This window comes from Pseudochrobactrum sp. XF203 (genome assembly GCF_020341615.1).
Taxonomy (GTDB): domain Bacteria; phylum Pseudomonadota; class Alphaproteobacteria; order Rhizobiales; family Rhizobiaceae; genus Pseudochrobactrum; species Pseudochrobactrum saccharolyticum.
Window position 1 is genome coordinate 979,860 of the sequence record NZ_CP084392.1, and the last position, 26,687, is coordinate 1,006,546.

Genomic DNA, 26,687 nt, shown 5'->3' on the forward strand with positions numbered 1-26,687 from the left:
CTTTAGCTGGTTATCTGCCCTCTCAGGAGATATTTTATGTCTGATATTAAGTCATCTTCCCGTCGTCCGCTGACCCGCATTTTCTTGTCCGCCGCTCTGGCCGGTACAATTCTGGCGACTGGCCCTCTGGCATCAATCTCGTCTGCGCAGGCAGCTCCGGTCAGCGTGACTGCTCAGGCTCAGCCTGGTTTTTCTGAACTGGTTGAAAAAGTTCGCCCTGCCGTTGTGAGTGTGCGCGTGAAAAGCGATGTGCAGAACACACGCAATGATCGCACCCAGTATTTTGGCGGTAATGGTCTTGACCAGTTGCCGGACGGCCATCCTTTAAAGCGCTTCTTCAAAGAATTCGGTAATCCTTATGGTCCTGATGGTGAACAGGCGCGCCCGAATAAGCGCCAGAAGCGCGGTGATCGCGGTCATGCCCGTCCGTTTGCTCAGGGCTCAGGCTTCTTCATTTCTGAAGACGGCTATGTCGTCACCAATAACCACGTTGTGACAGATGGCGATTCATTCTCCGTTGTGATGGATGACGGCACCGAACTTGATGCCAAGCTGATCGGCACTGATGCCCGTACAGACCTTGCCGTGCTGAAAGTCGATGATAAGCGCAAATTCACTTATGTGGCTTTCGATGATGACAGCACTGTCAAAGTCGGGGACTGGGTTGTCGCCGTAGGTAATCCGTTCGGTCTTGGCGGTACTGTGACTGCCGGTATTGTTTCTGCCCGTGGCCGTGATATCGGAGCAGGCCCTTACGATGACTTCATCCAGATTGATGCGGCGGTAAACAAAGGTAACTCCGGCGGCCCTGCTTTTGATCTGACCGGTAAGGTTGTCGGTATTAACACCGCAATCTTCTCGCCATCGGGCGGCAGTGTTGGTATTGCCTTTGCAATTCCGGCATCCACTGCAAGTAAGGTTGTGGATCAGCTGATTAAGAAGGGCTCGGTTGAGCGCGGCTGGATCGGTGTGCAAATTCAGCCGGTGACCAAGGAAATCGCAGATTCGCTCGGTCTTGCAGAAGATAAAGGCGCAATCGTTGCCGAACCACAGGCTGATGGTCCTGCCGCTAAAGCGGGTATCGTTGCCGGTGATGTGATTACGGCAGTGAATGATGAGACCGTGAAAGATCCGCGTGATCTGGCTAAGAAAGTTGCTGCGATCAATCCGGGCGAAAAAGCCAGCCTGACGATCTGGCGCAAAGGCAAGGCTGAGACTGTCAGTATTGAAATCAAAGCCTATCCGGATGACCAGAAACAGGGCGACAAGAGCGCTGCTACATCATCGGGTGAGAGTGAAACCCTTGATGATTACGGCCTCACAGTCACACCGGATGACAGCGGCAAAGGCGTTGTCGTAACCGATGTTGATCCTGACAGTGACGCAGCTGACAAGGGCATGCGCGCAGGCGATACAATTGTGACCGTGAATAATAAGGATGTGAAATCCGCATCTGACATTAACGCAGCGATTAAAGATGCTGTGAAAAACGGACGCAAGGCAGTTCTGCTGCAGGTTCAGCGTAATGGCCAGAACAGCTTTGTTGCTCTGCCGGTTGATCAGGGCTGATCTGTTCTGATAGGTTGAAATAAGAAAAGGCGGTGCTTGAACAGCGCCGCCTTTTCAAACATTTACACTCTGCTTTGAGGGTTGCTGATGCGTATTTTGATTATTGAAGATGACCGCGAAGCGGCCCGGTATCTGGAAAAAGCTTTTGCTGAAGCCGGACATATAGCTGATGTCGCCGGTGATGGCGAAACCGGCTATACGCTGGCTGAGAATAATCATTATGACGTGCTGATTATTGACCGCATGCTGCCGAAGCGTGACGGGCTTTCTGTCATTGCCGGATTGCGCGCACAGGGGCAAACCACACCGGCGCTCATTCTTTCAGCTCTGGGGCAGGTGGATGACCGTGTAACAGGTCTGCGTGCCGGCGGCGATGATTATCTCACCAAGCCTTATGCATTCTCGGAGCTGCTGGCGCGGGTTGAGGTTTTGCAGCGCCGTGTCAGCCCGAAAGAGGCAGACACAGTTTACCGCGTTGGCGATCTGGAACTCGACCGTCTGTCTCATACGGCGCGTCGTGCCGGTACCGAGATCAATTTGCAGCCGCGCGAATTTCGCCTGCTGGAATATCTGATGCGTCATGCGGGACAGGTGGTAACCCGCACGATGCTGCTGGAAAATGTCTGGGATTATCACTTCGACCCGCAAACCAATGTGATCGATGTTCATATCTCGCGCCTGCGCTCCAAAATCGAAAAAGATTTTGATGAGCCTTTACTGCATACCGTGCGCGGAGCCGGGTATATGCTGAAGGCGGGAACATCCGCAGCCAAATCCAAAGTGGCGGACAGCCAATGATGAACCGGCTGAGCGCCTTGCTGAGCACGACAGCTGTCCGGTTGTCGGCTTTATATTTGTTGCTGTTTCTGCTCAGTGCGATGGCGCTGTTTTTCTATATGACCAACCTGTCGGTCAATTTTTTGACTGCACAGACACAGAAAGCCTTGCTCGATGAAGTGACAAGCGTCACGCAGTCTTATGAGCGCGGTGGTATTCCGCTGCTGGTGCGCACGATTGACCGGCGCTCCCGCCAGCCCGGTGCTTTTCTTTATCTGATTTCTGATCCTGCAGGGCGTATTCTCTCCGGCAATGTGGAGAGTCTTGAGCCGGGCGTGCTGGATATTAGCGGCATGTCTGACCGGCCATTCACCTATATGCGCTATGGCGAACAGGGCAATGCCGAGAAACACAAGGCAATTGCCATTGTCTTCGCTATCCCGAATGGTATGCGCGTTCTGATCGGCCGCGATCTGAGCGAGCCGGAACTGTTCCGCGATATTATGCGCCGTGCTTTGGTGCTGGCGCTGGGCATCATGGGAATTGGCGCTTTCCTGATCTGGTATTTTGTCGGTCGCAGGGCGTTGTTACGTCTCAAACAGGTGTCGAGTTCCTCACAACGCATTATGGCTGGTGATCTGGGAGAGCGTCTGCCGGTTAGCGGTTCAGGCGATGAATTTGACCGGCTGTCGATTAATCTGAACGCTATGCTGGGGCGGATTGAAGAGCTGAATGACGGGCTGAAACATGTCTCGGACAATATCGCCCATGATCTGAAAACGCCGCTGACGAGACTGCGTAATAAGGCGGAAGCCACACTTTCCGGCCAGAAAGAGAATACGGAATATCGCGCGGCTCTGGAAGATATTATTGCCGAATCCGATCAGCTGATCCGCACGTTTAATGCGATCCTGATGATCTCGCGCCTTGAGGCCGGTTACTCATCCGAGAATATGGAAGTGCTGCCGGTCAATCCGATCCTGCATGATGTGGCAGAGCTTTATGAGCCGGTTGCGGAAGATGCGGGACTGGAGCTTGTGGTTGAAGCTGGTGCGGATATCAGCCTGCGGATCAATCGTGAGCTGGTTGGCCAGACCATTTCCAATCTGATTGATAATGCGATCAAATATTCACCAGTCGCGGATGAGGGCGGTGAAAACCGGACAAAGATCACCGTGGCGATGAAGCAAGAGGGCGATCAGATATTAATCAGCGTTGCCGATCAGGGCGCGGGTATTCCGGAAGCGATGCGCGAACAGGCGACAGAGCGTTTTGTGCGCCTTGAGGAAAGCCGTACACAGCCGGGCTCCGGTCTTGGTCTCAGTCTGGCAAAAGCGGTGATGAAACTGCATGGCGGTAGTCTGATGCTGGAAGATAATTCACCGGGACTGCGGGTTGTTCTTGCTTTTCCTGCCCTGCCTGAGACAAAACAGTAATCAGGTAGGAATCTACAGCGCATCCCGAAAAGTGCGTAGCGGTTTTCGGATAAGATGCGCGGCAACAAAGGGACAGAGCATTTCTTCTGTTTTAAATGAAACGGGAAATGCTCTGGGGGTGGAATTGCAGCATGACCGGTGTTTTGTTTTTTGATAGTTCGCTGAAATCTCTGACAGTTCCCGATCCGCAACAGGCAAAGATTTACCTGCAAAATTTATCAAGAGCGGCGGCGGAGCGCGGATGCAGTGCTCTGAGCCGCTATCTTGAAACCGCAGATGAAACCGGATTTTTAACAGCGATTCTCGATTGCTCATCTTTCCTGAGGGAAGTGACAGAAACCTGTCCTGAAATTCTGGAAAGCCTGTTTACCGCGCCGCTCGATGCACTGCTGGCACAGGCATTGGAGCAGATTGCTGCTCTGGGTATTGATCCGGAAATGACGGAAAATCGCTTGATGACGGAACTGCGTCGTCTCAAGAAAACTGCCCATGTGCTGATTGCGCTCGATGATCTGGCAGGCTTTGCCGATGTGATGCAGACCACCAATCGCCTGAGTGATCTCGCAGAGGCTAGCCTGCGCGCTGCCGTACAATTCCTGCTGCTTGAAAGTGATGCAAAAGGCAAGCTGGCTTTGCCTGATCGTAACGACCCTGAAAAAGACAGTGGGCTGATTGTGCTCGGTATGGGTAAGTTCGGCGCAAGAGAGCTGAATTATTCTTCCGATATTGATCTGATTATTTTTATCGACAGTGATCGTCCGGCAATTACCGACCCTTACGAATGTGTTGATCTGTTCTCACGCATGGCGCGGCGGCTGGTCAAGATTTTGCAGGACAGAACGGCGGACGGCTATGTCTTCCGTGTGGATTTGCGTCTGCGCCCTGATCCGGGGGCAACGCCACTGGCTATTCCGGTGAGCGCAGCACTGCATTATTATGAGGGGCGCGGCCAGAACTGGGAACGCGCGGCGATGATTAAAGCGCGCCCTGTCGCCGGTGATATCGCTTCGGGCGAGCAATTTATCAAAGAACTTGCACCCTATGTCTGGCGCAAATATCTCGATTATGCGGCGATTGCCGATATTCATTCGATCAAGCGTCAAATCCATGCGCATCGCGGTCATGGTGATATTGCTGTGCGCGGCCATAATGTGAAACTCGGGCGCGGCGGCATCCGCGAGATCGAGTTTTTCGTGCAGACCCAGCAGCTGATTGCAGGCGGGCGCTTTCCTGAATTGCGCGGCTCGCAAACGCTGGCGATGCTGACCAAGCTCTACGAGCGTGGCTGGGTGGGTGAAAATGCGCGCGATCAGCTGAGCCGCAATTATCAATTTCTGCGCAATGTCGAACACCGTATTCAGATGGTGGCTGATGAACAGACGCATATTCTGCCGGAGGATGATGAAGGTTTCAGCCGCATCGCTTCGATGATGGGCTATCCGGATAATGAAAGCTTCACAGCGGAGTTTTTGGCCGTTCTGCGCACTGTTGAAAAACATTATGCGGCATTGTTTGAGCAAGCGCCGGAACTTGGCAGCAGCGGCGGCAATCTGGTCTTTACCGGCGAGACGGACGACCCTGATACGCTGCAAACCCTGTCACAGCTTGGTTTTGAGCGTCCGAGTGATATTTGTCGTATCATCCGCACATGGCATTTTGGCCGTTACCGCGCAACGCAAACGGCAGAAGCGCGTGAACGCTTAACCGAACTCACACCCGCCTTGCTGAATGCCTTCGCGGCAACCGAGCGTGCCGATGATGCTTTGCTGCGTTTTGACGGTTTTCTGCAAGGTCTGCCATCCGGTATTCAACTTTTCAGCCTGCTGCAATCCAATCCGGCATTGCTCAACCTGTTGGTTTTGGTGATGAGCGCGGCACCGCGTCTGGCTGAAATTATCACCCGTAAGCCGCATGTCTTTGACGGTATGCTCGATCCGCGCATTTTCTCCGAATTGCCAACGCGTAGCTATCTCGAAGAGCGGTTGGATACATTCCTCACCCATGACGAGCCTTATGAAGAAACGCTCGACCGTTTGCGTATTTTTGCGGCCGAACAGCGGTTTCTGATCGGTATCCGCTTGCTGACCGGTGCGATTGACGGTGTGCGTGCGGGCAGGGCTTTCTCTGATCTGGCCGAGCTGATGATCGATCGTGCGTTGAGTGCGGTGATGAAAGAATTCACCATCCGCCATGGCCAGATTGCCGGTGGGCGTATTGCAGTGCTGGCGATGGGAAAACTGGGAAGCCGCGAACTCACCGCCGGTTCTGATATTGATATCATCCTGCTCTATGACCACGATGCGGATGCTGATTATTCAGACGGCGAGAAGCAGCTTGCCGCATCGCAATATTATATCCGTCTGACACAGCGCCTGATCGCGGCACTGTCCGCACCTATGGCCGAGGGTGTGCTTTATGAGGTGGATATGCGCCTGCGCCCAAGCGGCAATAAAGGGCCGGTGGCAACCCATATTGAGGCTTTCGGTAAATATCAGCGCAATGATGCATGGGTATGGGAGCATATGGCGCTGACCCGCGCCCGTGCTATTGCCGGTGACCAGTCGTTCCGTGACGAGATTGATGCGGAGGTCGATGCTATTCTCGCCATTCCTTCAGAGGTGAAAAAGACCGCGAAGGAAATGACCGATATGCGCGCGCTGATTGCCAGTGAAAAACCGCCGCGTGATAGTTGGGATTTGAAGTTGCGTTCCGGTGGCCTGATTGATCTGGAATTTATCGCCCAGTTCGCCGTGCTGACAGGGCAGGTGGCGACAGAGACCCGTCACACTTCCACAGAGTTAAATCTGCGTCATCTGAAGTCGGATTTTTCCAGTCCTGCACTGGCCGAAGAACTGGCCACAGCCCATCATTTCTACAGCAATCTCACGCAGATCATTCGACTGTGCGTGGATGATAATACAGGGCGTGAGGATTATCTGCCGGGCTTGCTGGATTTGCTGTGCCGCGCTGCTGAATTACCGGATATTGCCCATGTCGAGCATCAGCTGGATCAGACGACAGATACCGTGGCCAAAGCCTTTAAACAATTGCTTAAAGGCTGATCTCATGCGGCAACATCATTGCTGATCTGGTTTGTACCGGTAGCCACAACGCGATCCGGAATGCGCACGGAAACAATGGTGCCCACACCTTCTGTCGAGCAGATGCGCAGGGCGCCATTATGCAACTCAGCCAATGAGCGCGAGATAGCAAGTCCCAGACCGGAGCCCGTATGGGTCTTGGTGAATTGGTTTTCTACCTGTTCAAACGGATGGCCGAGCTTCTTCAGCGCATCACGCGGAATACCGCAGCCGGTATCCTTGATGGTGAGGATCAGCGCACCATTGGTCTTGCGGGCGCGCACCAGAATGCGGCCGCCGTCGCCGGTGAACTTCACAGCATTGGACAGAAGATTAATCAGCACCTGCTTGATCGCACGGCGGTCAGCGCTGGCGGTGATCGTGTCGGCAATGCTGGTTTCAACGGCAATATGCTTCTGTTCTGCCTGCAGAGAGATCACACGCACGGTTTCTTCAATCAGCGGATAGAGATCAATCTCTTCGCGATCCAGAGAGAAATGACCGGCTTCAATCTTCGACATATCGAGAATGTCATTGATAACATTGAGCAGATAATTGCCGCTGGTATGAATGTCGTGAATATATTCCGCATAACGCTCGGAACCGAGCGGGCCGAATGTACCTGCCGAGATCATTTCGGAGAAACCGATAATCGCATTGAGCGGCGTGCGCAATTCATGGGACATATTGGCAAGAAATTCAGACTTGGCACGGTTCGCGCTTTCCGCACGTTCCTTTTCTGTCGCATATTTGGAGGCCAGTTCTGACAGCTCGCGCACGCGGTCTTTCTCCGCTTTACGGGCAAGGCTCAGATCCTGAATAGTCGCCATCAGACGACGCTCACTATCCACCAGACGTTCCTGATGCAGCTTCAGCTGGGTAATGTCTGTACCAACCGATACAAGACCGCCGTCCTGCGTGCGGCGTTCGTTGACCTGCAGCCAGCGGCCATCGCCAAGCTGGCGCTCGAAAGTCTGCGCACCGCTGCGGTCGTTCTCATTGGCCATGCGGCGTTCAAAGGCGGCAGGGCGCAGCAGCGGTTGAATATCTTCGCGCGTTACACCGGCTTTCAGTGCTGTGGCAGGCAGACCTGCATATTCATTATATTTGCCGTTGGACATCACCAGACGGCTCTCGGCATCCCAGAGAACGAAAGCCTCGGAAATGCTTTCAATCGCCTCACGGATGCGCAGATCGGCTTCTGCTGTCGCCTGCGCAAAGCGGTGCTGTTCGCTGACGTCAAAAGCAATACCAACCAGATGCACATCACCTTCATTGGCGATTTCCGCACGTACGCGCATCCACACCCAGTAGCCGTCGGCATGGCGCATACGCAGCACTTTGTCGACCTGACGCAATTCGCCGGACATAACCTGCGTGGCGATTTCGTAGAGGTCACCATCCACCGGATTAACAATCGCGGCTACATCGCCAAAGGACAGCACACTGTCTACCGCTTCATAGCCGAGCATTTCATACATTGAGCGCGACCAGTACATGCGTCCGCGCGCCATATCCCAGTCCCAGAGACCGCAGCGTCCGCGCGCCAGTGCCAGATCAATCCGCTTCTGAATCTGATGGGAGAAATCATCGGCATCGCGGGCACGCGCTGCCTGAGAGAAATAAGCGTAAAGAATAGCCAGGAGCACACCGGCGGTCGCAGCAAACAGCGTAATATTCAGCGAGAGAACCTGTCGCCAGTCTTTAAAAATTGCTTTTTCAGTGTTGAAAGTCAGAACAGAAAAGGCACCGGCCGCAGCAGCCTGCACATTTTGCGGTTCAACTTTTTCAGCGGCTGCAAAAGCCGCTTCACTGCGATATTTTACAGGCAACACACCAGCGCGGCTGCCAAACATCAAGAGCGGCTGTGCTTCGGTGAACAGCGTCTCGGCCTGAATGCCGAGCAATTGACGGCCGCTCAGAGCGGCAACGATCTTTGAGTTTTCATCGAGAATGGCAAGTTCAAGATCTGCATTAATCAAGCCCTGCGAACGCAGTTCAACCAGTAAATTCTGGATGGAACTATAGTCACCGTCGCTGTCCGCAGGCGGTACAGATTCAATCTGTTTTTGCAGCTTCGAAGCGACATGCGCGGCAGTCAGCGCCATTTGGTGGCGGGCATCGCTTTCGATCTCGTCACGCTGATTGAGCAGCGACAACATGCGCGCACCGGCGAGAATAATCAGAAAAGCAATAATCAGCACCGGCACGACGCGGCGCAGCAATGGCTCGAGGGAAAGGAGCTTACGGTAGGCAGGGCCCGACAACAGATAAACATAGCCGGAAAGCTTGAAACGCTTGCGCTGGCTTTGTCTTTCTGAGGTGTAACGGACACCATTCGGCGCGCGGTACGCGTCGGTATTTGCCATCCTGTGGCCCCTCATCTGAGTGGTTGCTTTTGAAGTGATTCGGGGTGAGAAATCCGAATAACCCTAATGAATCAAATGTGATTCGCTGTGTCCAGTGCTTTTAATTAATAATTAATAAAAAACCTGCGCCGATTCGAAGGTGATTCGATCAGTTTTCGGAAGGTGACACGTGAGGTCAGCGCTGCATGATTCTGATTTGATTCAGAAATACACTGCCGTTCAGTCTTTATCGTAAAACATTGTGTTCTTTTTAAAGCGTTTCCTGAAATGCAGAAGACGGGTGCGGAAGTTCTGATGAGCTTCCGCACCCTTATTTTATCAGGCCAGCATGCGTTCTGTAATATCACGCACATCAGCTGAGAGGTTTTCAGCCTGAGCGATGGTTTCCAGTGCTGTTTTCAGATGCTCGCGGCGTGCCGGTTCCAGCGTTTTCCATGAGCGCAGGCTGGTCAGCAGGCGCGACGCCAGTTGCGGATTTTCACGGTCAATTGTCAGGATCAGATTGGTGAAAAACGCATAGGTTTTGCCGTCCGGCCGGTTGAAGCCGGTCGGATTGCCTGCTGCAAAAGCACCAAGCAAAGCGCGTGTTCTGTTCGGATTGTCGAGCGAGAACAGCGGATGCTGCATCAGTTGCTGCACAGTTTCCAGCGCATCAGGAGCAGGGCGGCGCGCCTGCACACCAAACCACTTGTCCATTGCCAGCGGTACATTGCCATAGTCTTTTTCAAACTGTGCCAAGGCCTGTGTCGCATTGTCATGACCGTAAAAGCGATGTACCAGCAAGGTCAGAGCTGCAATCTTGTCTGTCATATTGTCAGCGTCATTGAACTGGGCATAGACCCGCGCAGGGTCGTTATCCGAGGCTGCAAGATAGCTCAGCAAGACTGCTTTAAGCGCGCGTTTTCCTGCACCTTCCGCATCCGGTGTGAAAGCTGCGTTGTCTTGCAGGCTCGCATAGGTTTTGGCGAACAGCGCAGCATTCTGCGCGGCAATCACGGAGAGCAGTGCTTCTCTGCTACTGCGGATCAGGTCAGGATCAATATTGCTGCCAAGCTCGCGGGCAATATCCGCTTCTTCCGGCAGGGAGAGGCATAGCGCACGGAAAGCGTGATCCAGTGTCTCATCCTGCACCAGTTCAGCCAATAATTCTGCCAGTGCCGGATCGAATGCGACCGGCTCCTGCAGGCGCAATTTTTCAACATTGCTCATAATGGCAGTGCTCATCAGCTGATGAATGACCTGCCAGCGGCCAAAAGCATCACTGTCGTGACGGGCAAGAAACAATTGCTCCTCACGGCTCAGCTGCTGGCTGAGATGCACCGGCGCGGAGAAACCGCGCAACAGCGAGAGAACCGGCTTTTCAGCAATATTGTGAAATGTCCAGCTTTGTGATGCTTCACGCAGATGCAGGACATCGCCTTCAAGTCCTGCTCCCTCATAGGAAGTAACAGCAATATCTTTGCCATCGGCACCGATCAGCCCGAATTTGACCGGAATATGCATGGGCTGCTTATGGCTCTGACCTGGTGTCGGATCCGTCTTTTGTCCCAAAGTGAGGCGCAGGCTCCGGCTTGCGGCATCATAGTCACTGCTGACAGTCACAAGCGGTGTACCTGCCTGATCGTACCACAGCGCAAAATGGGCGAGGGAGCGACCGGTCACATCCTCAAAACATTTTATGAAATCCTCAATCGTCGCGGCTTCACCATCATGGCGGCTGAAATAGAGATCAAGACCTTTATAGAAAGATGCATCACCAATAATGGTGCGCAACATACGGATCAGTTCACTGCCTTTTTCATAAACGGTTGCCGTGTAGAAATTATTGATCTCGCGATATTCTTTCGGCCGTACCGGATGTGCCAGCGGGCCGCCGTCTTCCGGAAATTGCTGTGCTTTGAGGATTTTCACCTCGTCAATGCGATGCACGGCGCGGGAACGCATGTCACTGGAAAATTCGTGGTCGCGATAAACAGTCAGGCCTTCTTTCAGGCAAAGCTGAAACCAGTCACGGCAGGTAATGCGGTTGCCCGTCCAGTTGTGGAAATATTCATGAGCAATCACCGCTTCGATACCGGCATAATCCGTATCAGTGGCCGTCTGCGGATCAGCGAGAACATATTTATCGTTAAAGATGTTCAGCCCTTTATTCTCCATCGCGCCCATGTTGAAATCAGACACGGCAACGATGTTGAAAATATCGAGATCATATTCGCGGCCATAAACCTCTTCATCCCAGCGCATTGAGCGTTTCAGTGCGTCCATTGCATAGGTCGCGCGGTCTTCATTGCCGTGCTCGACATAGATATTCAGCGCGACTTGCCTGCCGTTAAGCGTGGTGAACTGATCGCTGATCGAACCGAGATCACCGGCAACCAGTGCAAAAAGATATGACGGCTTGGGGTGCGGATCATGCCACAGCGCATAATGACGACCATTGGCGAGATCGCCGCTGTTTTGAAGATTGCCGTTGGAGAGCAGAATTGGCGCAGCCTGTTTGTCTGCCTCAAGACGAACCGTATAGACCGAGAGAACATCCGGCCGGTCGGGGAAATAGGTTATGCGGCGGAACCCTTCCGCTTCACATTGGGTCGTATAGACATTGCTGGAACGATAAAGCCCCATCAGCTGCCGGTTGGTTGTCGGGTTGATCCTTGTGACAATCTCCAGCGTAAACGCGCTCTGTTGCGGCAGGGAGCGGATGGTGAGCAGTTCCGGCGTTGCGGTATAATCACTGACCGGCTTGTCATTGATCTGCAGGCTCACCAGTTCCAGCTCATCGCCGTTCAGTATCAGCGGCGCGGTGAGGGAAACACCGTCGCGGCGCTCAATGGTCAGGCGGGCTGTGACAATGGTTTTTTCCGGATCAAGCTGAAAATCCAGCTCGGTTTTGCGTATCAGATAATCTGACGGGCGGTAATCTTCGAGGCGAAAGACATGACCTGTATCGGTACGCATAACTGCTCCTGAACTGACTTAAAACATATGGATATGAAGCTAAAACATTTCGTGGACGGGTGAAACCGCCTGTGACGAGAAATTCCTGTGATTGTTTCAAATGATAATATGAAGCGCCTGTTTCGCCAGCACGATCAGTATGGTTTTCAGGGCTGATAAAGTTTTTGGAATTTCCCGAAAATTCTACAAATAGGGGTAGCAAACTACCTTCAACCAGTTATGGTGTTTGCATATAAAAGAGGGAGTCTGCCGCACTATATTGGCGGCAGTTAAGGAATTTTCATTGTGAATGCCCCTGAGCGCCATCTGCCTTTGGCAGATACACCCGCCGCTGCAGATGAACCAAGGCCATTGCTTGGTATTGCCTGCAAAGTTACATCTGTCTTCATTTTTGTGCTGATGTCGACACTGCTGAAATCCGCAGAAGGCATACCTGCGGGAGAACTGGTATTCTTCCGCTCGTTCTTTGCGATTTTTCCGGTTGTGATCTATCTGGCCTATACGCATCAGCTGCAGGGCGCGATGCAGACCTCGGATATTTTCGGCCATATCTGGCGCGGGCTTGTCGGGGTTATGTCCATGCTCAGCGGGTTCTATGCGCTGACCTTGCTGCCTCTGCCGGAAAGCATTGCCATCAATTACGCATCCCCGCTGATGATCGTGGTGCTGAGTGCAATCTTCCTGAAGGAACAGGTGCGTATTTATCGCTGGAGCGCGGTGCTGATCGGCTTTGTCGGCGTACTGATTATTGTCTGGCCGCGTCTCAGCCTGTTTTCCGGCGGTGGTGTGAGCCATGGCGAGGCAGTCGGTGCGGTCTTTGCGCTGATCGGGGCTTTGTCATCGGCCGTTGCCATGATGCTGGTGCGCAAACTGGTGAAGCGTGAGCGTACCGCAACGATTGTGATCTATTTCTCGATCACCTCAACGGTAATTGCATTATTTACAATGCCTTTCGGCTGGGTCGTGCCGCAATGGTGGCAGCTGGCGCTGCTGATTGCAGCGGGCTTTGCAGGCGGCATTGCGCAGATTTTCCTGACTGAATGTTACCGTCACGCGGATATGTCCACCATCGCTCCGTTTGAATATACATCCATGTTGCTCGGTCTTGGTATCGGCTATGTGGTTTTTGGCGATGTGCCGACACTGCCGATGCTGATCGGCAGCACAATTGTGATTGGCGCGGGTATTTTCATCATCTTCCGCGAGCATAAATTGTCAGGCAGAAAACTGAGAAGGAACTGAAAAACTTAGAGCATAATTCCTTAAATTTGGATCAGTTTAAGGTAAAATTATGCTCTACTTTTAAAGTGTTAGAGCGACCTTTGTGCGCCCAACGGGGCGCCCGACGCTCTAGTCCTTGATGTTTTCAGTTGAACTGTTTTCTGCCGGGGTTTCTTCGGTTTCTTCCTCCGGTACATCGCTGCGCGGATCCATCTGATAGCTTTCAGGCGTATTGATATTCTTGGTCGCCTGATATTTGAATTCGGTTTTCTGATCGCTGATGGCAGGGCGCTCGCGCAGGCTGATGCGCCATAAAGCATGCAGCCCATAGGCGGCAAAACAGATAATCAGCGTTACCGGCATACCGGTCTTGCCGAAGCTCTCCATCATCCGCGCTGCAATCTGCGGGCCGATCACATTGCCGATGCCGTAGACAATCAGCAAGCCGCCGGAAATTTTAACGAATTCATTGGCTTCCGCATAGTCATTGGCATGAGCGACATTGAGGCTGTAAATCGGAAACAGCACCGCACCCATCAGGAAAATGACCATATAGCCGCTCAGGCCGTCTGCCGGTGAAAACAGCATCAGTACCAGAGACAGAATAACGCCGATAATACCGCTCAGCACCATGACATAACGGCGGTCGACAAAATCCGAAAAACGCCCCAGCGGATACTGAAAAATAGCACCGCCGATCATCGCTGTAACCAGCATTGTCGCGATGCTTAAATTATCGAGACCATTCATCTGGCCGTAAATCGGCGCCAGAATATTCCACGCACCGGCAATAATGCCGGACACGAGTGAGCCGACAACGGCTGCGGGAGAGCGCTTATACAGACCTTTAATATCCAGCGAAACCTGTGTCAGCGGCTTCGGCGACTCCGCGCGCGACAGGGCGGTGGGGATCAGAGCGAAGCTGTAAATCAGGGTGCAGATGATAAACAGGGTCTGCGTGGAAGGATCACCAAAAGGCAGAATATATTGGCCGGACATGGTGCCGACCATGGTGGTGATCATATAGACTGAGAAGATCATGCCGCGGCTGTCATTATTGACGCGCTCATTCAGCCAGCTTTCCACCACCATATAGCCGCCTGCCAAAGAGAAACCGGCCAGCCCGCGAAAGGCCATCCATGCGATAGGGTCAATAATCAGCGAGTGCAGCAGAAGCGACATACCGAGAATGGTCAGCAAAACGGTAAAGACGCGAACATGGCCGACATTGCGCACGAAGATCGGCACCACCAGACAGCCCGCTGTAAAGGCGAGGGAATAGAATGTCCCCATCCAGCCGATTGTAATGGTTGACCAGCCTTCCATACCGGCGCGGATCGGCAGCAACAGACCTGCCAGACCACCGGCCATAAGCATCAGAAGCGTACTGAAAAGAAGCGCTGTAATCGGCAACAACTGAGCTGGCATGGATTTATCCGGACACTGAACCTGCAAGAGCAGGCTATCGTAAATGCGAAAATATTCAGCGACGCTTTATTGTAAAAAACAATGCAGGGATACTGGCATTTTTAGTCGGGAATGAAATTCTTTTTCACGGATGTTTATGTCGCATTTAAACTGGTGATGCAGCTAGAGCGGTTTGCGTCCAGACTGGATTATAGCGCTCGCTCTAGATTCTTTATTTGGTCGCATTATCACGGGCGTCAAGTTGATCCAGCTTGACTGTGAAATGCTCTAGAGCGCCGTGTGCCAGACTTGGCACACAAAGGTCGCTCTAACACTTTAAAATGAGAGCATAATTTTACCTCAAACTGATCCAAGTTTAAGGAATTATGCTCTGGTCAGACGGCACTCTCGGCCAGACGCATTTTGACCATCAGCCAGTCTTCCCATGCGAAGCGTTTTTGAGCCGGTGTGCGCAGCAAATAATCCGGATGCAGGCTTGGCATAATCGCAACGCTCTGCTCTCCGGCCGTTGTGAGACTGTGCCAGTTGCCGCGCAATTTATAAATCGGCTCACGGGAGCCGGTCAGAGCTTTGGCAGCAGGGTCACCCAGTGCAACAATCACTTTAGGTGCAACCAGTTCAATCTGCCGGTCAAGAAACGGACGGCATAAGTCCAGTTCCAGCGGTGTCGCAGGGCGATTACCCGGCGGGCGCCATGGCAATGTATTGGCCAGATAGGCTTGCTCACGCGTCAGATTAATAGCGGCAAGGATGCGGTTGAGCATCTGCCCTGCAGGGCCGGAGAAGGGAATACCTTCCAGATCATCATCACGCCCCGGCGTGTCACCGATCACCATCAGTTCTGCATCAGCAGTCCCGTCAGCAAAGCAGATATTCTTGGCGGTGAATTTCAGGCGGCAGCCGTCAAAACCGGCCATTGCCTGTTGCAGGTCATCAAGGCTGGCGGCGCTGCGGGCAAGCTTGCGGGCATCTTCCAGCAAAACTTCCGGTGCAATAGCAGTCTGTGCTGACACAGATGCTGCGGTCTGCGGCTTTTGCTGCGTGCGGTTTGTTTGCGGTGCATCACTGCGTGTCTGAAACTGCATGCCACCTGCCTGTGCAGGTGTGGCATTGCGCATAGAATTATCAGGCTGGGCTGTGCGTTTCGGCTGTGCGGCTGCCAGTGTTGCAGCTTCTGCAAAACGGTCAATTGGTGCATCACTCAGCGCGGAATCCACGCCGGCTTCCGCATAGAAGCGAATCAGATCTTCCCAATTGGCTGTGATTGCAGTGTCTGACACACGATTGTTCCGGTTTTAGGCTTGTTTACAGTTCTGAGGTCGCAAATTGCAGAAGCTTTGGCAAGGGCTTTCGGGCATGCCTGTTTAAAAACCATTTACATTGACGTAAACGTCAATATTATAGTGATCTGTTAGTGAACAAACGTCATGATCTGAGGCGATTTTGGACAATAGGACGCATTTGAACTGTGTTACAACTCTGTATCAGGTGGGGATGAAGCATTTCATCGTCCTTTGATCAGCACGATAATGCGGCAATTAAAAGAATAGAACGAGCGCAGCGGATGTGATGAACACGATACGCTCTGGTTTATAAAAAACGGGAACCCAAGCTGCGCCCGATGCTATGGAGGTATAAATGAACAACGAACACGAACTTCCTGAACGGGAAAGTATGGAGTTCGACGTTGTGATCGTCGGCGCAGGCCCTGCCGGTCTTGCTGCGGCGATCCGTTTGAAACAGAATAATCCGGAACTCTCCGTCGTGGTTCTGGAAAAGGGCGGGGAAGTCGGTGCGCATATTCTGTCCGGCGCTGTTGTTGATCCGGTTGGTATCGACAAGCTGCTGCCTGACTGGCGCGAGGAAAGCGATCATCCTTTCAAAACTCCGGTTACGGATGACCAGTTTCTGGTGCTCGGGCCTGCGGGCTCTGTAAGATTGCCGAATTTTGCAATGCCGCCGCTGATGAATAATCATGGCAATTATATTGTGTCGCTGGGCAATGTGGCGCGTTGGTTGGGTACCCATGCGGAAAATCTCGGCGTTGAAATCTATCCGGGCTTTGCCGCTGCCGAAGTGCTTTATAATGATGCCGGTGCTGTAACCGGCGTCGCGACCGGTGATATGGGCGTGGAACGCAATGGCGAGCCGGGGCCGAACTACACACGCGGCATGGAACTGCACGGTAAATATGTGCTGTTTGCAGAAGGTGCACGCGGCTCTCTCTCCAAGCAGGTGATTGCAAAATACAAGCTGGATGAAGGCCGTGAACCGGCCAAATTCGGTATCGGCCTGAAAGAACTCTGGCAGATTGACCCGTCGAAGAGCAAGCCGGGTCTGGTGCAGCACTCTTTCGGCTGGCCGCTGGATCTGAAAACCGGTGGCGGTTCCTTCCTTTACCATCTGGAAGACAATCTGGTGGCTGTCGGTTTTGTGGTGCATCTCAATTACAAGAACCCGTATCTGTCTCCGTTTGAAGAGTTTCAGCGTTACAAGACACATCCGACGATCCGTCCGACCTTTGAAGGTGCCAAGCGCATCTCCTATGGCGCGCGCGCGATTACCGAAGGCGGCTGGCAGTCTGTGCCGAAGCTGACTTTCCCCGGTGGTGCGCTGATCGGTTGTGCGGCCGGTTTTGTGAACGTGCCGCGTATCAAAGGCTCACATAATGCGGTGCTGTCGGGCATTCTCGCAGCGGATAAGGTTGCGGAAGCGATTGCTGCCGGTCGTGCGAATGACGAAGTTGTCGGCATCGAAAATGAATGGCGCGACAGCGCTATCGGCAAAGACCTGAAGCGCGTTCGCAATGTTAAGCCGTTGTGGTCGAAATTCGGCACCATTATCGGTGTGGCGCTGGGCGGTCTGGACATGTGGACAAACCAGCTGTTTGGCTTCTCTTTCTTCGGTACGCTCAAGCACGGTAAGACTGATGCGGCGGCATTGGAACCGGCAGCTAAGCATAAGCCTATCACCTATCCGAAGCCTGATGGTGTGGTGAGCTTTGATCGTCTGTCATCGGTGTTCCTGTCGAGCACCAACCATGAAGAAGATCAGCCGGTTCACTTGCAGGTCAAAAATCTGGAACTGCAGCTGAAATCCGAACATGATGTGTTTGCAGGGCCTTCAACACGCTATTGCCCTGCGGGTGTTTATGAATGGGTTGAGAAGGACGGCAAGGAAACTTACGTCATCAATGCGCAGAACTGCGTGCATTGCAAAACCTGTGATATCAAAGACCCGAACCAGAATATCAACTGGGTTACGCCACAAGGTGGAGAGGGACCGGTTTACGCAAATATGTAATATTTGCAGTAATCAACCGTGTCTGTCTCGACTGCCGCAATCAAGAATGTCGGCGGGGTCCGGTTTGAGTAAACATGAATAATACAAAAACGGCGCCCTGAAAGGCGCCGTTTTTTTTATTGAGAAATCAGTGTCAGATGCTGACGGCTTCCGGTGCCGTTTGCGGGTTGTCTTCCGCCGGTTCGGAAACTGAAGTCGGAACCGAAAACTCCAGCAGTACCGGAAAATGGTCCGAGCCGAGCGATTCACCGGTGCGGATATTATGCAGTGTCACAGTCTCATTGATGAGAATATGGTCGATCGGCAAGCCGATCCAGTGGCGCAGACTATCCGGCAGACGGGTTGTCAGCCATGTCGCACCTGCACCGGCAATGCGTTTGGTCTCTGTGAGCATTTCATATTGACGCAGATTGTAACTCCACGGCGCAGCATTGAAATCACCGGCGATAATCACCGGAATACCGTGAGGATTGGCCATCGGCTCCAATGCAGGGCGCAGCATTTCAAACTGCTGTACCTGTTTAAACGGCCACGGCCATGACTGATGCAGTGACGAGATCAGCACATTGGTGCCGCCAAGATTAACAAGAGCTGTGGCCAATACGCCGTCACCGGTGCAGACCGGAGAACCGAAATCAGCGAAAGGACGGCGCGAGAGAATACCGACGCCCCATCTTTTCGGCAATGTGCCGCATTGGTGGCGGTAAGGATAGTTGCCTTCCAGTATTTTAAGCCATGGCTGCCACTGCTCAGAACCTTCCTGATAGGTGATAATATCCGGCTTGTAGCGCGCCACAGCTTGCAACAGGGCTTTCGGATCATCATTGTTTTGCAGCAGATTAATCTGCATCAACCGGTAGGTAACATTTCCGTCTTGTGCTGTTGCCGGTTGTGACGAGCCTGCCCAGTTTACGGTTGTTGAAAAAGCGCTGAGGCCGAGCAGTGTCACCATTGCCGCTTCACGGCGCAGGCTGGTGAAAAGCAGAATAATCCCGCCAAGAGCCATGATTGCTGCAATATGAGCGCGAAAATGCGCAAAACTGTCCAGCGCCGGATGCACACGGCCAAAGAAACCCAGCACCAGCGGAACCGAGAGCAGAACTAAGAAGATCAGCAGTGCAAAGAGCAGGGGAGATGTGCGTTTTGAAACAGGAATTGGTTTTTCGCCGGACATAGAGACCACAGAGCAAGAGAAACAAGTATAACAGCACTGTTGGCTGTGAAAAGCAGCTTTATCAAGGCGCACTGCTCTGCAAATAGTCTTGCAGAGCAGTGTTGATTGAAGCGTTTACTGGAATGCAGTCTCGAAGAAGCTGCGTAATTTGCGTGAATGCAGCCGGTCTTGCGGCATAGCGGCAATTTTTTCCATGGCGCGGATGCCGATTTGCAAATGCTGGGCTACCTGTTTCTTGTAGAAATCGGTCGCCATGCCCGGCAATTTCAGCTCGCCATGCAAAGGCTTGTCAGACACACAGAGCAAAGTACCGTATGGCACGCGGAAGCGGAAACCATTGGCCGCGATCGTGGCAGATTCCATATCCAAAGCCACAGCGCGGGACTGGGAGAGCCGCTGTACAGGGCCGCGCTGATCACGCAATTCCCAGTTACGGTTGTCAATCGTGGCAACGGTGCCGGTACGCATGATGCGTTTCAGCTCATAGCCCTCAAGACCGGTGATTTCCTCAACCGCATCTTCGAGAGCCACCTGAATTTCGGCCAGAGCAGGGATCGGCACCCAGATCGGCAGATCATCATCAAGAACGTGATCCTCACGCACATAGGCATGGGCAAGCACATAGTCGCCGAGCTGCTGGCTGTTGCGCAAACCGGCGCAGTGACCAAGCATCAGCCATGCATGGGGGCGCAATACAGCAATATGATCGGTAATGGTTTTGGCATTGGACGGGCCGACACCGATATTGACCATGGTAATGCCCGAACCATCCGGCTTGACCAGATGATAGGCCGGCATTTGCGGCAGACGCGCAGGCTCTGCCCCCTGTGAAGGCGAGCTGTTACCGGCAAAAGTGACAAGATTGCCCGGTTCAACAAATTTGGTGAAGCCGCCGCCGCCCACTGCCATCAATTTACGGGCATAGGTGCAGAACTCATCCATATAGAACTGGTAGTTTGTGAAAAGCACATAGTTCTGGAAATGCGACGGGCTGGTCGCGGTGTAATGCGACAGGCGCTGCAAAGAATAATCCACGCGCTGACCGGTAAATGGTGCCAGCGGCATGATTTCCAAAGTCTGGAACTCGGTATCGCCATTGGCAATACTGTCATCGGTATTGCCGAGATCCGGCACATCAAACATATCACGCAGCGGATATTTGAAAGCATCGGAGACGGAAGATTCCACATAGGTGCCTTCCAAAAAGGCAAAATGCAGCGGGATCGGCGTGGTGGATTCCTGAACAGTCACCGGAACACCGTGATTTTTAATCAGCAGACGGATTTGTTCCATCAGGTAACTGTCAAAAAGATCGGGACGGGTCAGCGTGGTGGCATATTCACCCGGCAGGCTGACATGACCATAGGCCAGACGCGTATCCACATGGGCAAAACTGGCCGTTGAAAAGCAAAGCTCAGGATAGAACGCGCGGAAACGCTGCGGTGCAACTTCGCCTTTGGCAACCTTATGAAAGGCATCGCGCAGAAAGGCAGTATTCCGGTCATAGAGAGCACGCAATGCGTCAACCGCAGCGCGGGCATCAGTAAATGATTGAGGAGCGACTGGCTCCGGTGTGGCTATGCCCGCAGAAATCAGATCTGAAACAGGATTGCCGGAAAAAGTGTCGATTCTTTTGCTCATGCGCTACTATAAGCCGGAATTCTTACAGTTTATATGGCAAGCTTTGCGCTGCGCCTCCGGTTTTGCAGAATGGTTAAACGGGGCGTTATTTCTGCAAGCTGACCACAAGAACAAGACCGGTTGCGGTAACTTTTCCGCCTGTATTGGCGGCAATGCCGGTAAAAGCAGCAACCGGCGCTACAAAGAACAGGCTGAACACTGCAATGCGCATGGCGAGATAACATGTGTCGGTCAGAGTGCTGAGAAAATTCGCGGACATCATGGCAGCATCTCCTTTACCTGTGATTTTGTGATTGTTGCTGCCTGTGCAGGGCGGGAGGTTTCGGTCTGCAGGAAAGAATATGATAATGTCTGAGCCATATGACCGGCGCGGTTTGCATGATTTTCATTCATCAGCAGCAGGCTGAGAAATACCGTGCCGAGTGCGAACAGGCTGATAATGGTAAACCGGTGATACAACATCGCTTGGCCCCCTTTTGGTCGAACATGTCGCTGCGGATATGATGATGTGCGACACGATCTGGTCAGGAATGATCCTGTTATCCGTAATCTAACGACGGCGGGCTGAACTCTTTCTGAGAGGGGCGTTCATCGGGCGTTCAAATTCCTGAAATTGCATTAAGCATATATTTTTCAACGTGAAACGAAATTTGGTTTTATGGATTGCCTAATCTGTAGTCATGACTATATATTGTTTGCAGCCGGACAATCACGCATATAATCATGATGTTTGTCCTTACCGGTTTCACCGGAGTATAATTTCTTAAACCTGAAACAGTTTAACTTGAAATTATGCTCTCATTTTAAAGTGTTGGAGCGCGTTTTGTACGCCGATGGGTGTACGGCGCTCTAGTCAGGAGCTGATCTCTATGAGTGCCGAGCCTAAAACCCAGACGAAGCCGATTGAACTTTATTACTGGCCGACACCGAACGGCTGGAAGATCAGCATCATGCTGGAGGAACTGGGTGTTCCTTATGAAGTGAAATATGTGAATATCGGTAAAGGCGATCAGTTCGAGCCGTCATTTCTGAAAATCGCACCGAATAACCGTATGCCTGCGATTATTGACCCGGAAGGGCCGGATGGCCAGCCGATTTCGGTTTTTGAATCCGGCGCTATTCTGCAATATCTGGGGCGTAAATTCGGTAAATTCTATCCGGCGGATGAACGCAAGCGCGTCGCCGTTGACGAATGGCTGATGTGGCAGATGGGCGGGCTTGGACCAATGTCCGGTCAGGCAGGACATTTCCGCGTCTATGCACCGGAAAAAGTCGAATATGGTATCAATCGCTATACGAATGAAGTGAACCGGCTCTACGGCGTATTGAATCGTCAGCTTGAAGGCCGTGATTATATTGCCGGCGATTATTCCATAGCCGATATGGCCTGTGTGGGCTGGATCAGCGCCTATAAAAACTACGATCAGAAGCTGGAAGATTTCCCGAATCTGAAGCGCTGGTATGAGGCTGTCACAGCCCGTGCTGCGGTGCAGCGCGGTATGGAGCTGGGCAAAGCTGAACGCGAGAAAAGCAATCTTGCGACGGATAAATCAGCGCAGAGCGTTTTGTTCAATCAGAAAGCGCGCTGATCATAAAATAAAGCGTTGCGCGATCATCATCCGCAACGCTTTTTCATTTGTCTTACTGGCGCGCCAGTTTTTCGGTCTTGCAGATCAGCCCGCCTGCTACACAACCGGCCAGCGATAATGTACTGCCGCTGACACTGGCTTTACCGGAATAGGTCTTGCCTTCGTCAAGCTTATTGACGGTGCCTTTATAGCTGCCGTCTTTACCGCTCATTTTGCCGATGGATTTGCCTTTATACTCACCGTTCAGCACGGTGCCGCAATAATCCTCACCGCCGCAGCTTTTATATTCAATGATAGTGCCGGATGTGCGTTTCCACGTACCGACAATCGGTTCTGCTGCCAGAGCAGGGCCGAACGACAGTGTCAGAGCTGTCATTGCAAACAAGATTTTCTTCATCAGTTCCTCCCGAAGATGCGTAATATGTGATGGGCATATTATTTACGCTCACGTAAACGTAATCCAAAGAATGGCGCTTGAAAAGAGCCGATTTTGCATTGCGCAAATCTCACTTCTGTTCGGCATCGTAACGGGCTGATGTGATTATTGGTTAGCAGCAGGTTTAAATTATCCTGTGCTTAAAAGTCGTGATTTTTGCAGAAGTCCCGCAAAACCGGCAGAGTTATTCTTAATGAATTCTGATGTTTACCCATTGTTTGGATTTTGTTGATTGCCCGTTAAGGATGGTATTTAACGGCGGTTTCAACTCTTTCCGTCATCTTGTTCATAACAACAGCAGAGATCTGCACGGGCTTTCCGGCTCTAAGCAGACCGCAGTTTAACAGGACAGGATGAGAACAATGTTTGCACGTTTCAGCGCGAAGTCAGAGAATAATATTAATGCCATGCAGGCCGAAATGCTGTTTGAAACCGGCATGATGTATTATGCAGGACGTGATTGCGTAGCAGACCGTATTGAAGCCTATAAATGGTTCAATATTGCCGCCATCCGTGGTGATGACCGCGCTCTGCCGATGCGCAGTAAATTGTCAGAAATGATGAGCAAGCCGGAGCTGGTGCGTGCCCTGCGTGAGGCACGCGAATGGATGGCGCGTCACTGATCCCGCCATCCGGTTTCTTTTTAACTTGTGGCCAGATACCGACTTCTCTTTAACTTGTGGCCAGATATCGGCCGGGCTTGTGGTTGATTGCAATAATAACATTCATGACCACAGCGCCGATCAGCGAAATCGCAACCTGTTGCGGGGACAGGTAGAACAGCGATACGGCCATCAGAACCAGATCCAGAGTAAGCTGCGACCAGCCGGCGCGGATATTGTAATTATCCTGCAGATAGAGAGCCAGAATATTGATGCCGCCGACACCGGCACGGTGGCGGAACAGGGCAAGTACGCCCATTCCCATCAGAGTGCCGCCCATAAAAGCTGCAAAAACCGGTTGCAGGTTGGAGAAGTCCACCCACATCGGGAACAGGCGGGTAAAGAGCGACATCAGCGCCACCGCCACAAAGGTGCGGATTGTGAAGCGCCAGCCCATGCGCTTGATAGCCAGATAATAAAAAGGCAGGTTGATCAGGAAAAATACCAGAGCAAACTGCCAGTTGGTTGCATAATGCACGAGAAGAGCCACACCGGCTGTGCTGCCGGTCATTAGTTTGGCTTGCGCATAAAGGGTTAGTCCGAGGCTTACAAAGCTGGTGCCGATCAGCATCGCCACAACATCTTCATAGAAGCGGTGTCTCTCGGTCACAGATATTGGTGATAGAGCCGGAATCGCATCCGGAGTTGTGACTTCAGCCATGAAAAAAGACCCTGCAACATGCTGCTGCGGCGTAATTTAAACGTCGGACAGGATATTGTTTAAAAGAAAACTGAAAAGCAGCAGAACCTTCATTGATCTCTGCCACTGGCATTATTTAACCGATAACCGGTGCAAAATCAGCGGTGAGAAAATTGTTATTTTTAACGTGGCAATAGCGATTTATGAGCAAAATCCGGCTTTTTATATGTCAATAATTGCGCGAATGTTTTGCTAGGGCGATGGTGAAGTGGCGAAGGGGAATATGTATAGGCCAAGTTAAAAAGGCTGATTTACAGCGTTTTACTGCCTTGAAATGCATCTGAGTTATAAAATATTGCACCTCAGGATATTATAAAAATGCTATGTTTGAGAGCTATAATATAAACAATCACAATGTTGTCTCACAGCGCGTCAACTCTTTTCAGAATTTGTGAAAAGGTTTTGCGTGCGGAATATTATACGATATTGACAGAAAAACGCTTTAGGCACAGTGTTTTAAAACCTAATCAGGAGAACAGAGATGAAAATTCAAACTCTCAGCCGCCTTGGCGGCGCAGCATTGCTGACAGGAATGGCCGTCTTTGTGCTGTCTTCACCGGCAAGTGCGCTGACAATGGCAGAATGCAGCACGAAATATCAGGCTGCAAAAGATGCCGGCACGCTCGGTACTATGAAATGGAATGATTTCCGTAAAGCACAGTGCGGTACTGACGCGGCTGCAACTCCGGCACCTGCGGCTCCGGCCAAACCGGCAACAACTGCTGCAAAGCCTGCCAAACAGGCGGCGCCTGCTGCTGACAGCGCAGATGCTGCCAAAGGCCTGACAATGCAGCAATGCTCTGCAAAATATAAAGCAGCTCAGGAAACAGGTTTGGCGACCGATCTGAAATGGAATGCTTTCCGTAAAGTTGAATGTGGTCCGGGTGCTGATCCTGAAAAAGTAACATCCGTATCAACAAAAGAGCCGGCAGCTCCGACTGTTGCTGCGCCAAGCGGTGTTAAATTCCCGTCTGCGGTTTCAGCAAAATATGCGAATGAAACTGAAGGCAAGCAGCGTATGAAAACCTGTCTGGATCAGTATTACGCCAATAAGAGCGCGAATTCTCTGAATGGTCTGCGCTGGATCCAGAAGGGCGGCGGTTATTACAGCCTTTGCAATGCACGTCTGAAGGGCAATTCCTGATCTATTTATCAGGCCTAGATTATGAAAATAAAAAGGCCCGCCTCAGTTTTGAGGCGGGCCTTTTTGTAAAGATTACATTTTGCGCTGAATTCAACACATCTGCCAAAACCTGTTTCAGGCTTTTTCAGTTTTCTTTGCGGGTTTGGATTTGGCTTTTACAGCGGCGGGTTTTGTTGTTTTTTTAACCGCGCGCTTTGGCGCTTCTGTCGCGGCAGCTTTGCTCATCAGTTTCTTTGCCTGTGCAACCCAGTTTTCCCGTTCAGCACGTCCGGCAAAACCTGTGGTGCGGTTCAGCCATGTGATCTGATCCGCATTCAGATCGGTAAGCTGGTCATAATGAAAAATACCGGCATTATATAATTTAGCCTGAATTGCGTTACCTATACCGGTAATCTGGGTCAGATCATCAGCTTTGTCCTGTCGCGGTTTTCTCAGGCGCTCCGGTTCGGAAGGGGCTGGCGGTGCCGGTGTTTCTGCTGCCGGTGAGGGCGCTGCAACTGCTTCGGCAGGATTCGTTTCCGCAGCTGTAGACACAATATGAATAACAGGGCTGTGAGCAGGGCCAACCGGCTCCGCATCCGGTACAATCTTTTGCGTGGCTTTTGTGGTTTCTGTTGCGGCCGGTGTTTTAATGGCTGGCTGTGCCGCACTCTCTTGTTTGGGTGGGCTTGCCTTCACCGGTGCTGCGGGAGCCGGTTTTTTCTCAGGCTCTTTGCTTTTGGGCGTCACTGCTGTTGCAGGCGGGATAATGCTTGCTGCCGGTTGCTTTGCCTTTGCCGTCGTAAGCTTGCTGTAAATTAAGCCGAGGAGAAATACGATTACACCGATCAGGGCGATCCAGAGTAAAAAATCCATATAATTCTCCTTGTGAAACGTGTCGGGCAGGGCAGGTGAATGCGATGCATTCTGACTCATCCTGATCAGCCTGCTGATTATCATTGGCTGTTTTAAAGCAGGGCAGAGGATAAGTGTGCTGTAAAATATAGCAGATCGCCGCCGTCTGCAAAATGCCACGCATTATAAAGCGTGGGGATAAAGACCAGACATATAAATACCGCTTGTTATTTAAAGTCAGTTTTAGAGCATGTTGCGCAAAAGCGGATGCCGGTTTTCCGATAGTGATACGCACTGGAATGCACAAAACAGAAAACCCGGCAGCGTGAGCTGCCGGGTCTCTGTAACCTTACGGTCTGTTCTAAG

20 protein-coding genes are annotated in these 26,687 nt (G+C 52.0%); 9 read left to right on the top strand and 11 right to left on the bottom strand.

From position 1 onward, the window contains the following. Positions 1-36 precede the first annotated feature (36 nt). The 4 genes from LDL70_RS04225 (at position 37) to LDL70_RS04240 (ending at position 6,844) form a co-directional block, all read left to right on the top strand. On the top strand, positions 37-1,569 hold the full coding sequence (locus LDL70_RS04225) for a Do family serine endopeptidase (RefSeq protein ID WP_022709998.1): 1,533 nt from the start codon (positions 37-39) through the stop codon (positions 1,567-1,569). 87 nt (positions 1,570-1,656) lie between these two features. Then, on the top strand, positions 1,657-2,367 hold the full coding sequence (locus LDL70_RS04230; RefSeq protein WP_022709997.1) for a response regulator transcription factor: 711 nt from the start codon (positions 1,657-1,659) through the stop codon (positions 2,365-2,367). Then, on the top strand, positions 2,364-3,782 hold the full coding sequence (locus LDL70_RS04235) for a HAMP domain-containing sensor histidine kinase (RefSeq protein ID WP_225687386.1): 1,419 nt from the start codon (positions 2,364-2,366) through the stop codon (positions 3,780-3,782). The genes LDL70_RS04230 and LDL70_RS04235 overlap by 4 nt, the downstream gene beginning before the upstream one ends. A 131-nt stretch (positions 3,783-3,913) precedes the next feature. After that, entirely contained in the window at positions 3,914-6,844 is a 2,931-nt protein-coding gene (locus LDL70_RS04240; RefSeq protein WP_225687388.1) for a bifunctional [glutamine synthetase] adenylyltransferase/[glutamine synthetase]-adenylyl-L-tyrosine phosphorylase, read from the top strand. A gap of 2 nt (positions 6,845-6,846) precedes the next feature. Here LDL70_RS04240 and LDL70_RS04245 read toward each other — a convergent pair whose 3' ends face one another. Both LDL70_RS04245 and pepN read right to left on the bottom strand, forming a co-directional pair. Further along, positions 6,847-9,231, bottom strand: a complete 2,385-nt coding sequence (locus LDL70_RS04245) for a PAS domain-containing sensor histidine kinase (protein WP_225687398.1) — start codon at positions 9,229-9,231, stop codon at positions 6,847-6,849. Positions 9,232-9,549: 318 nt separating this feature from the next. After that, positions 9,550-12,189 carry an aminopeptidase N gene (gene pepN / locus LDL70_RS04250; RefSeq protein ID WP_225687400.1) on the bottom strand — a complete coding sequence of 880 codons (2,640 nt, stop codon included), beginning with the start codon at positions 12,187-12,189 and terminating at the stop codon, positions 9,550-9,552. A gap of 285 nt (positions 12,190-12,474) precedes the next feature. Here pepN and LDL70_RS04255 point away from each other — a divergent pair, with 285 nt between their 5' ends. Further along, on the top strand, positions 12,475-13,431 hold the full coding sequence (locus tag LDL70_RS04255) for a DMT family transporter (RefSeq protein ID WP_225687402.1): 957 nt from the start codon (positions 12,475-12,477) through the stop codon (positions 13,429-13,431). Between the two features lie 108 nt (positions 13,432-13,539). Here the strand turns inward: LDL70_RS04255 and LDL70_RS04260 are convergent, their stop codons facing one another. Next, a complete protein-coding gene (locus LDL70_RS04260) occupies positions 13,540-14,838 on the bottom strand; it encodes an MFS transporter (RefSeq protein ID WP_225687404.1) in 1,299 nt (432 codons plus the stop codon). Between the two features lie 374 nt (positions 14,839-15,212). Next, positions 15,213-16,118, bottom strand: a complete 906-nt coding sequence (locus tag LDL70_RS04265; RefSeq protein ID WP_225687406.1) for a uracil-DNA glycosylase — start codon at positions 16,116-16,118, stop codon at positions 15,213-15,215. 358 nt (positions 16,119-16,476) lie between these two features. Here LDL70_RS04265 and LDL70_RS04270 point away from each other — a divergent pair, with 358 nt between their 5' ends. Continuing rightward, entirely contained in the window at positions 16,477-18,141 is a 1,665-nt protein-coding gene (locus LDL70_RS04270) for an electron transfer flavoprotein-ubiquinone oxidoreductase (protein ID WP_225687408.1), read from the top strand. Between the two features lie 133 nt (positions 18,142-18,274). Here LDL70_RS04270 and LDL70_RS04275 read toward each other — a convergent pair whose 3' ends face one another. From LDL70_RS04275 to LDL70_RS04290, 4 genes are all read right to left on the bottom strand, one after another. Continuing rightward, positions 18,275-19,315, bottom strand: a complete 1,041-nt coding sequence (locus tag LDL70_RS04275; protein WP_225687409.1) for an endonuclease/exonuclease/phosphatase family protein — start codon at positions 19,313-19,315, stop codon at positions 18,275-18,277. Between the two features lie 114 nt (positions 19,316-19,429). Further along, entirely contained in the window at positions 19,430-20,956 is a 1,527-nt protein-coding gene (locus LDL70_RS04280) for an AMP nucleosidase (protein WP_225687412.1), read from the bottom strand. Positions 20,957-21,041: 85 nt separating this feature from the next. After that, complete coding sequence (locus tag LDL70_RS04285) at positions 21,042-21,218, bottom strand: hypothetical protein (protein ID WP_022712261.1); 177 nt, start codon at positions 21,216-21,218, stop codon at positions 21,042-21,044. After that, on the bottom strand, positions 21,215-21,418 hold the full coding sequence (locus tag LDL70_RS04290) for a hypothetical protein (RefSeq protein WP_225687415.1): 204 nt from the start codon (positions 21,416-21,418) through the stop codon (positions 21,215-21,217). Before LDL70_RS04290 ends, LDL70_RS04285 begins: the two co-directional genes overlap by 4 nt. A gap of 407 nt (positions 21,419-21,825) precedes the next feature. On the opposite strand from LDL70_RS04290, the gene LDL70_RS04295 reads away from it, so the two are divergent. Further along, positions 21,826-22,545, top strand: coding sequence for a glutathione S-transferase family protein (locus tag LDL70_RS04295; RefSeq protein ID WP_022712259.1), 720 nt, complete (start codon positions 21,826-21,828; stop codon positions 22,543-22,545). Positions 22,546-22,597: 52 nt separating this feature from the next. On the opposite strand, the gene LDL70_RS04300 is transcribed toward LDL70_RS04295, so the two are convergent. Further along, on the bottom strand, positions 22,598-22,942 hold the full coding sequence (locus LDL70_RS04300; protein ID WP_022712258.1) for a DUF2147 domain-containing protein: 345 nt from the start codon (positions 22,940-22,942) through the stop codon (positions 22,598-22,600). 401 nt (positions 22,943-23,343) lie between these two features. On the opposite strand from LDL70_RS04300, the gene LDL70_RS04305 reads away from it, so the two are divergent. Beyond that, positions 23,344-23,604, top strand: coding sequence for a hypothetical protein (locus LDL70_RS04305; protein ID WP_022712257.1), 261 nt, complete (start codon positions 23,344-23,346; stop codon positions 23,602-23,604). Between the two features lie 49 nt (positions 23,605-23,653). Here the strand turns inward: LDL70_RS04305 and LDL70_RS04310 are convergent, their stop codons facing one another. Next, a complete protein-coding gene (locus tag LDL70_RS04310) occupies positions 23,654-24,304 on the bottom strand; it encodes a YitT family protein (protein WP_075654578.1) in 651 nt (216 codons plus the stop codon). A 520-nt stretch (positions 24,305-24,824) separates the two neighbouring features. On the opposite strand from LDL70_RS04310, the gene LDL70_RS04315 reads away from it, so the two are divergent. Beyond that, entirely contained in the window at positions 24,825-25,487 is a 663-nt protein-coding gene (locus LDL70_RS04315; RefSeq protein WP_225687417.1) for an antifreeze protein, read from the top strand. A 114-nt stretch (positions 25,488-25,601) separates the two neighbouring features. On the opposite strand, the gene LDL70_RS04320 is transcribed toward LDL70_RS04315, so the two are convergent. Next, positions 25,602-26,342, bottom strand: coding sequence for a hypothetical protein (locus LDL70_RS04320; RefSeq protein ID WP_225687419.1), 741 nt, complete (start codon positions 26,340-26,342; stop codon positions 25,602-25,604). Positions 26,343-26,687: the final 345 nt, after the last annotated feature.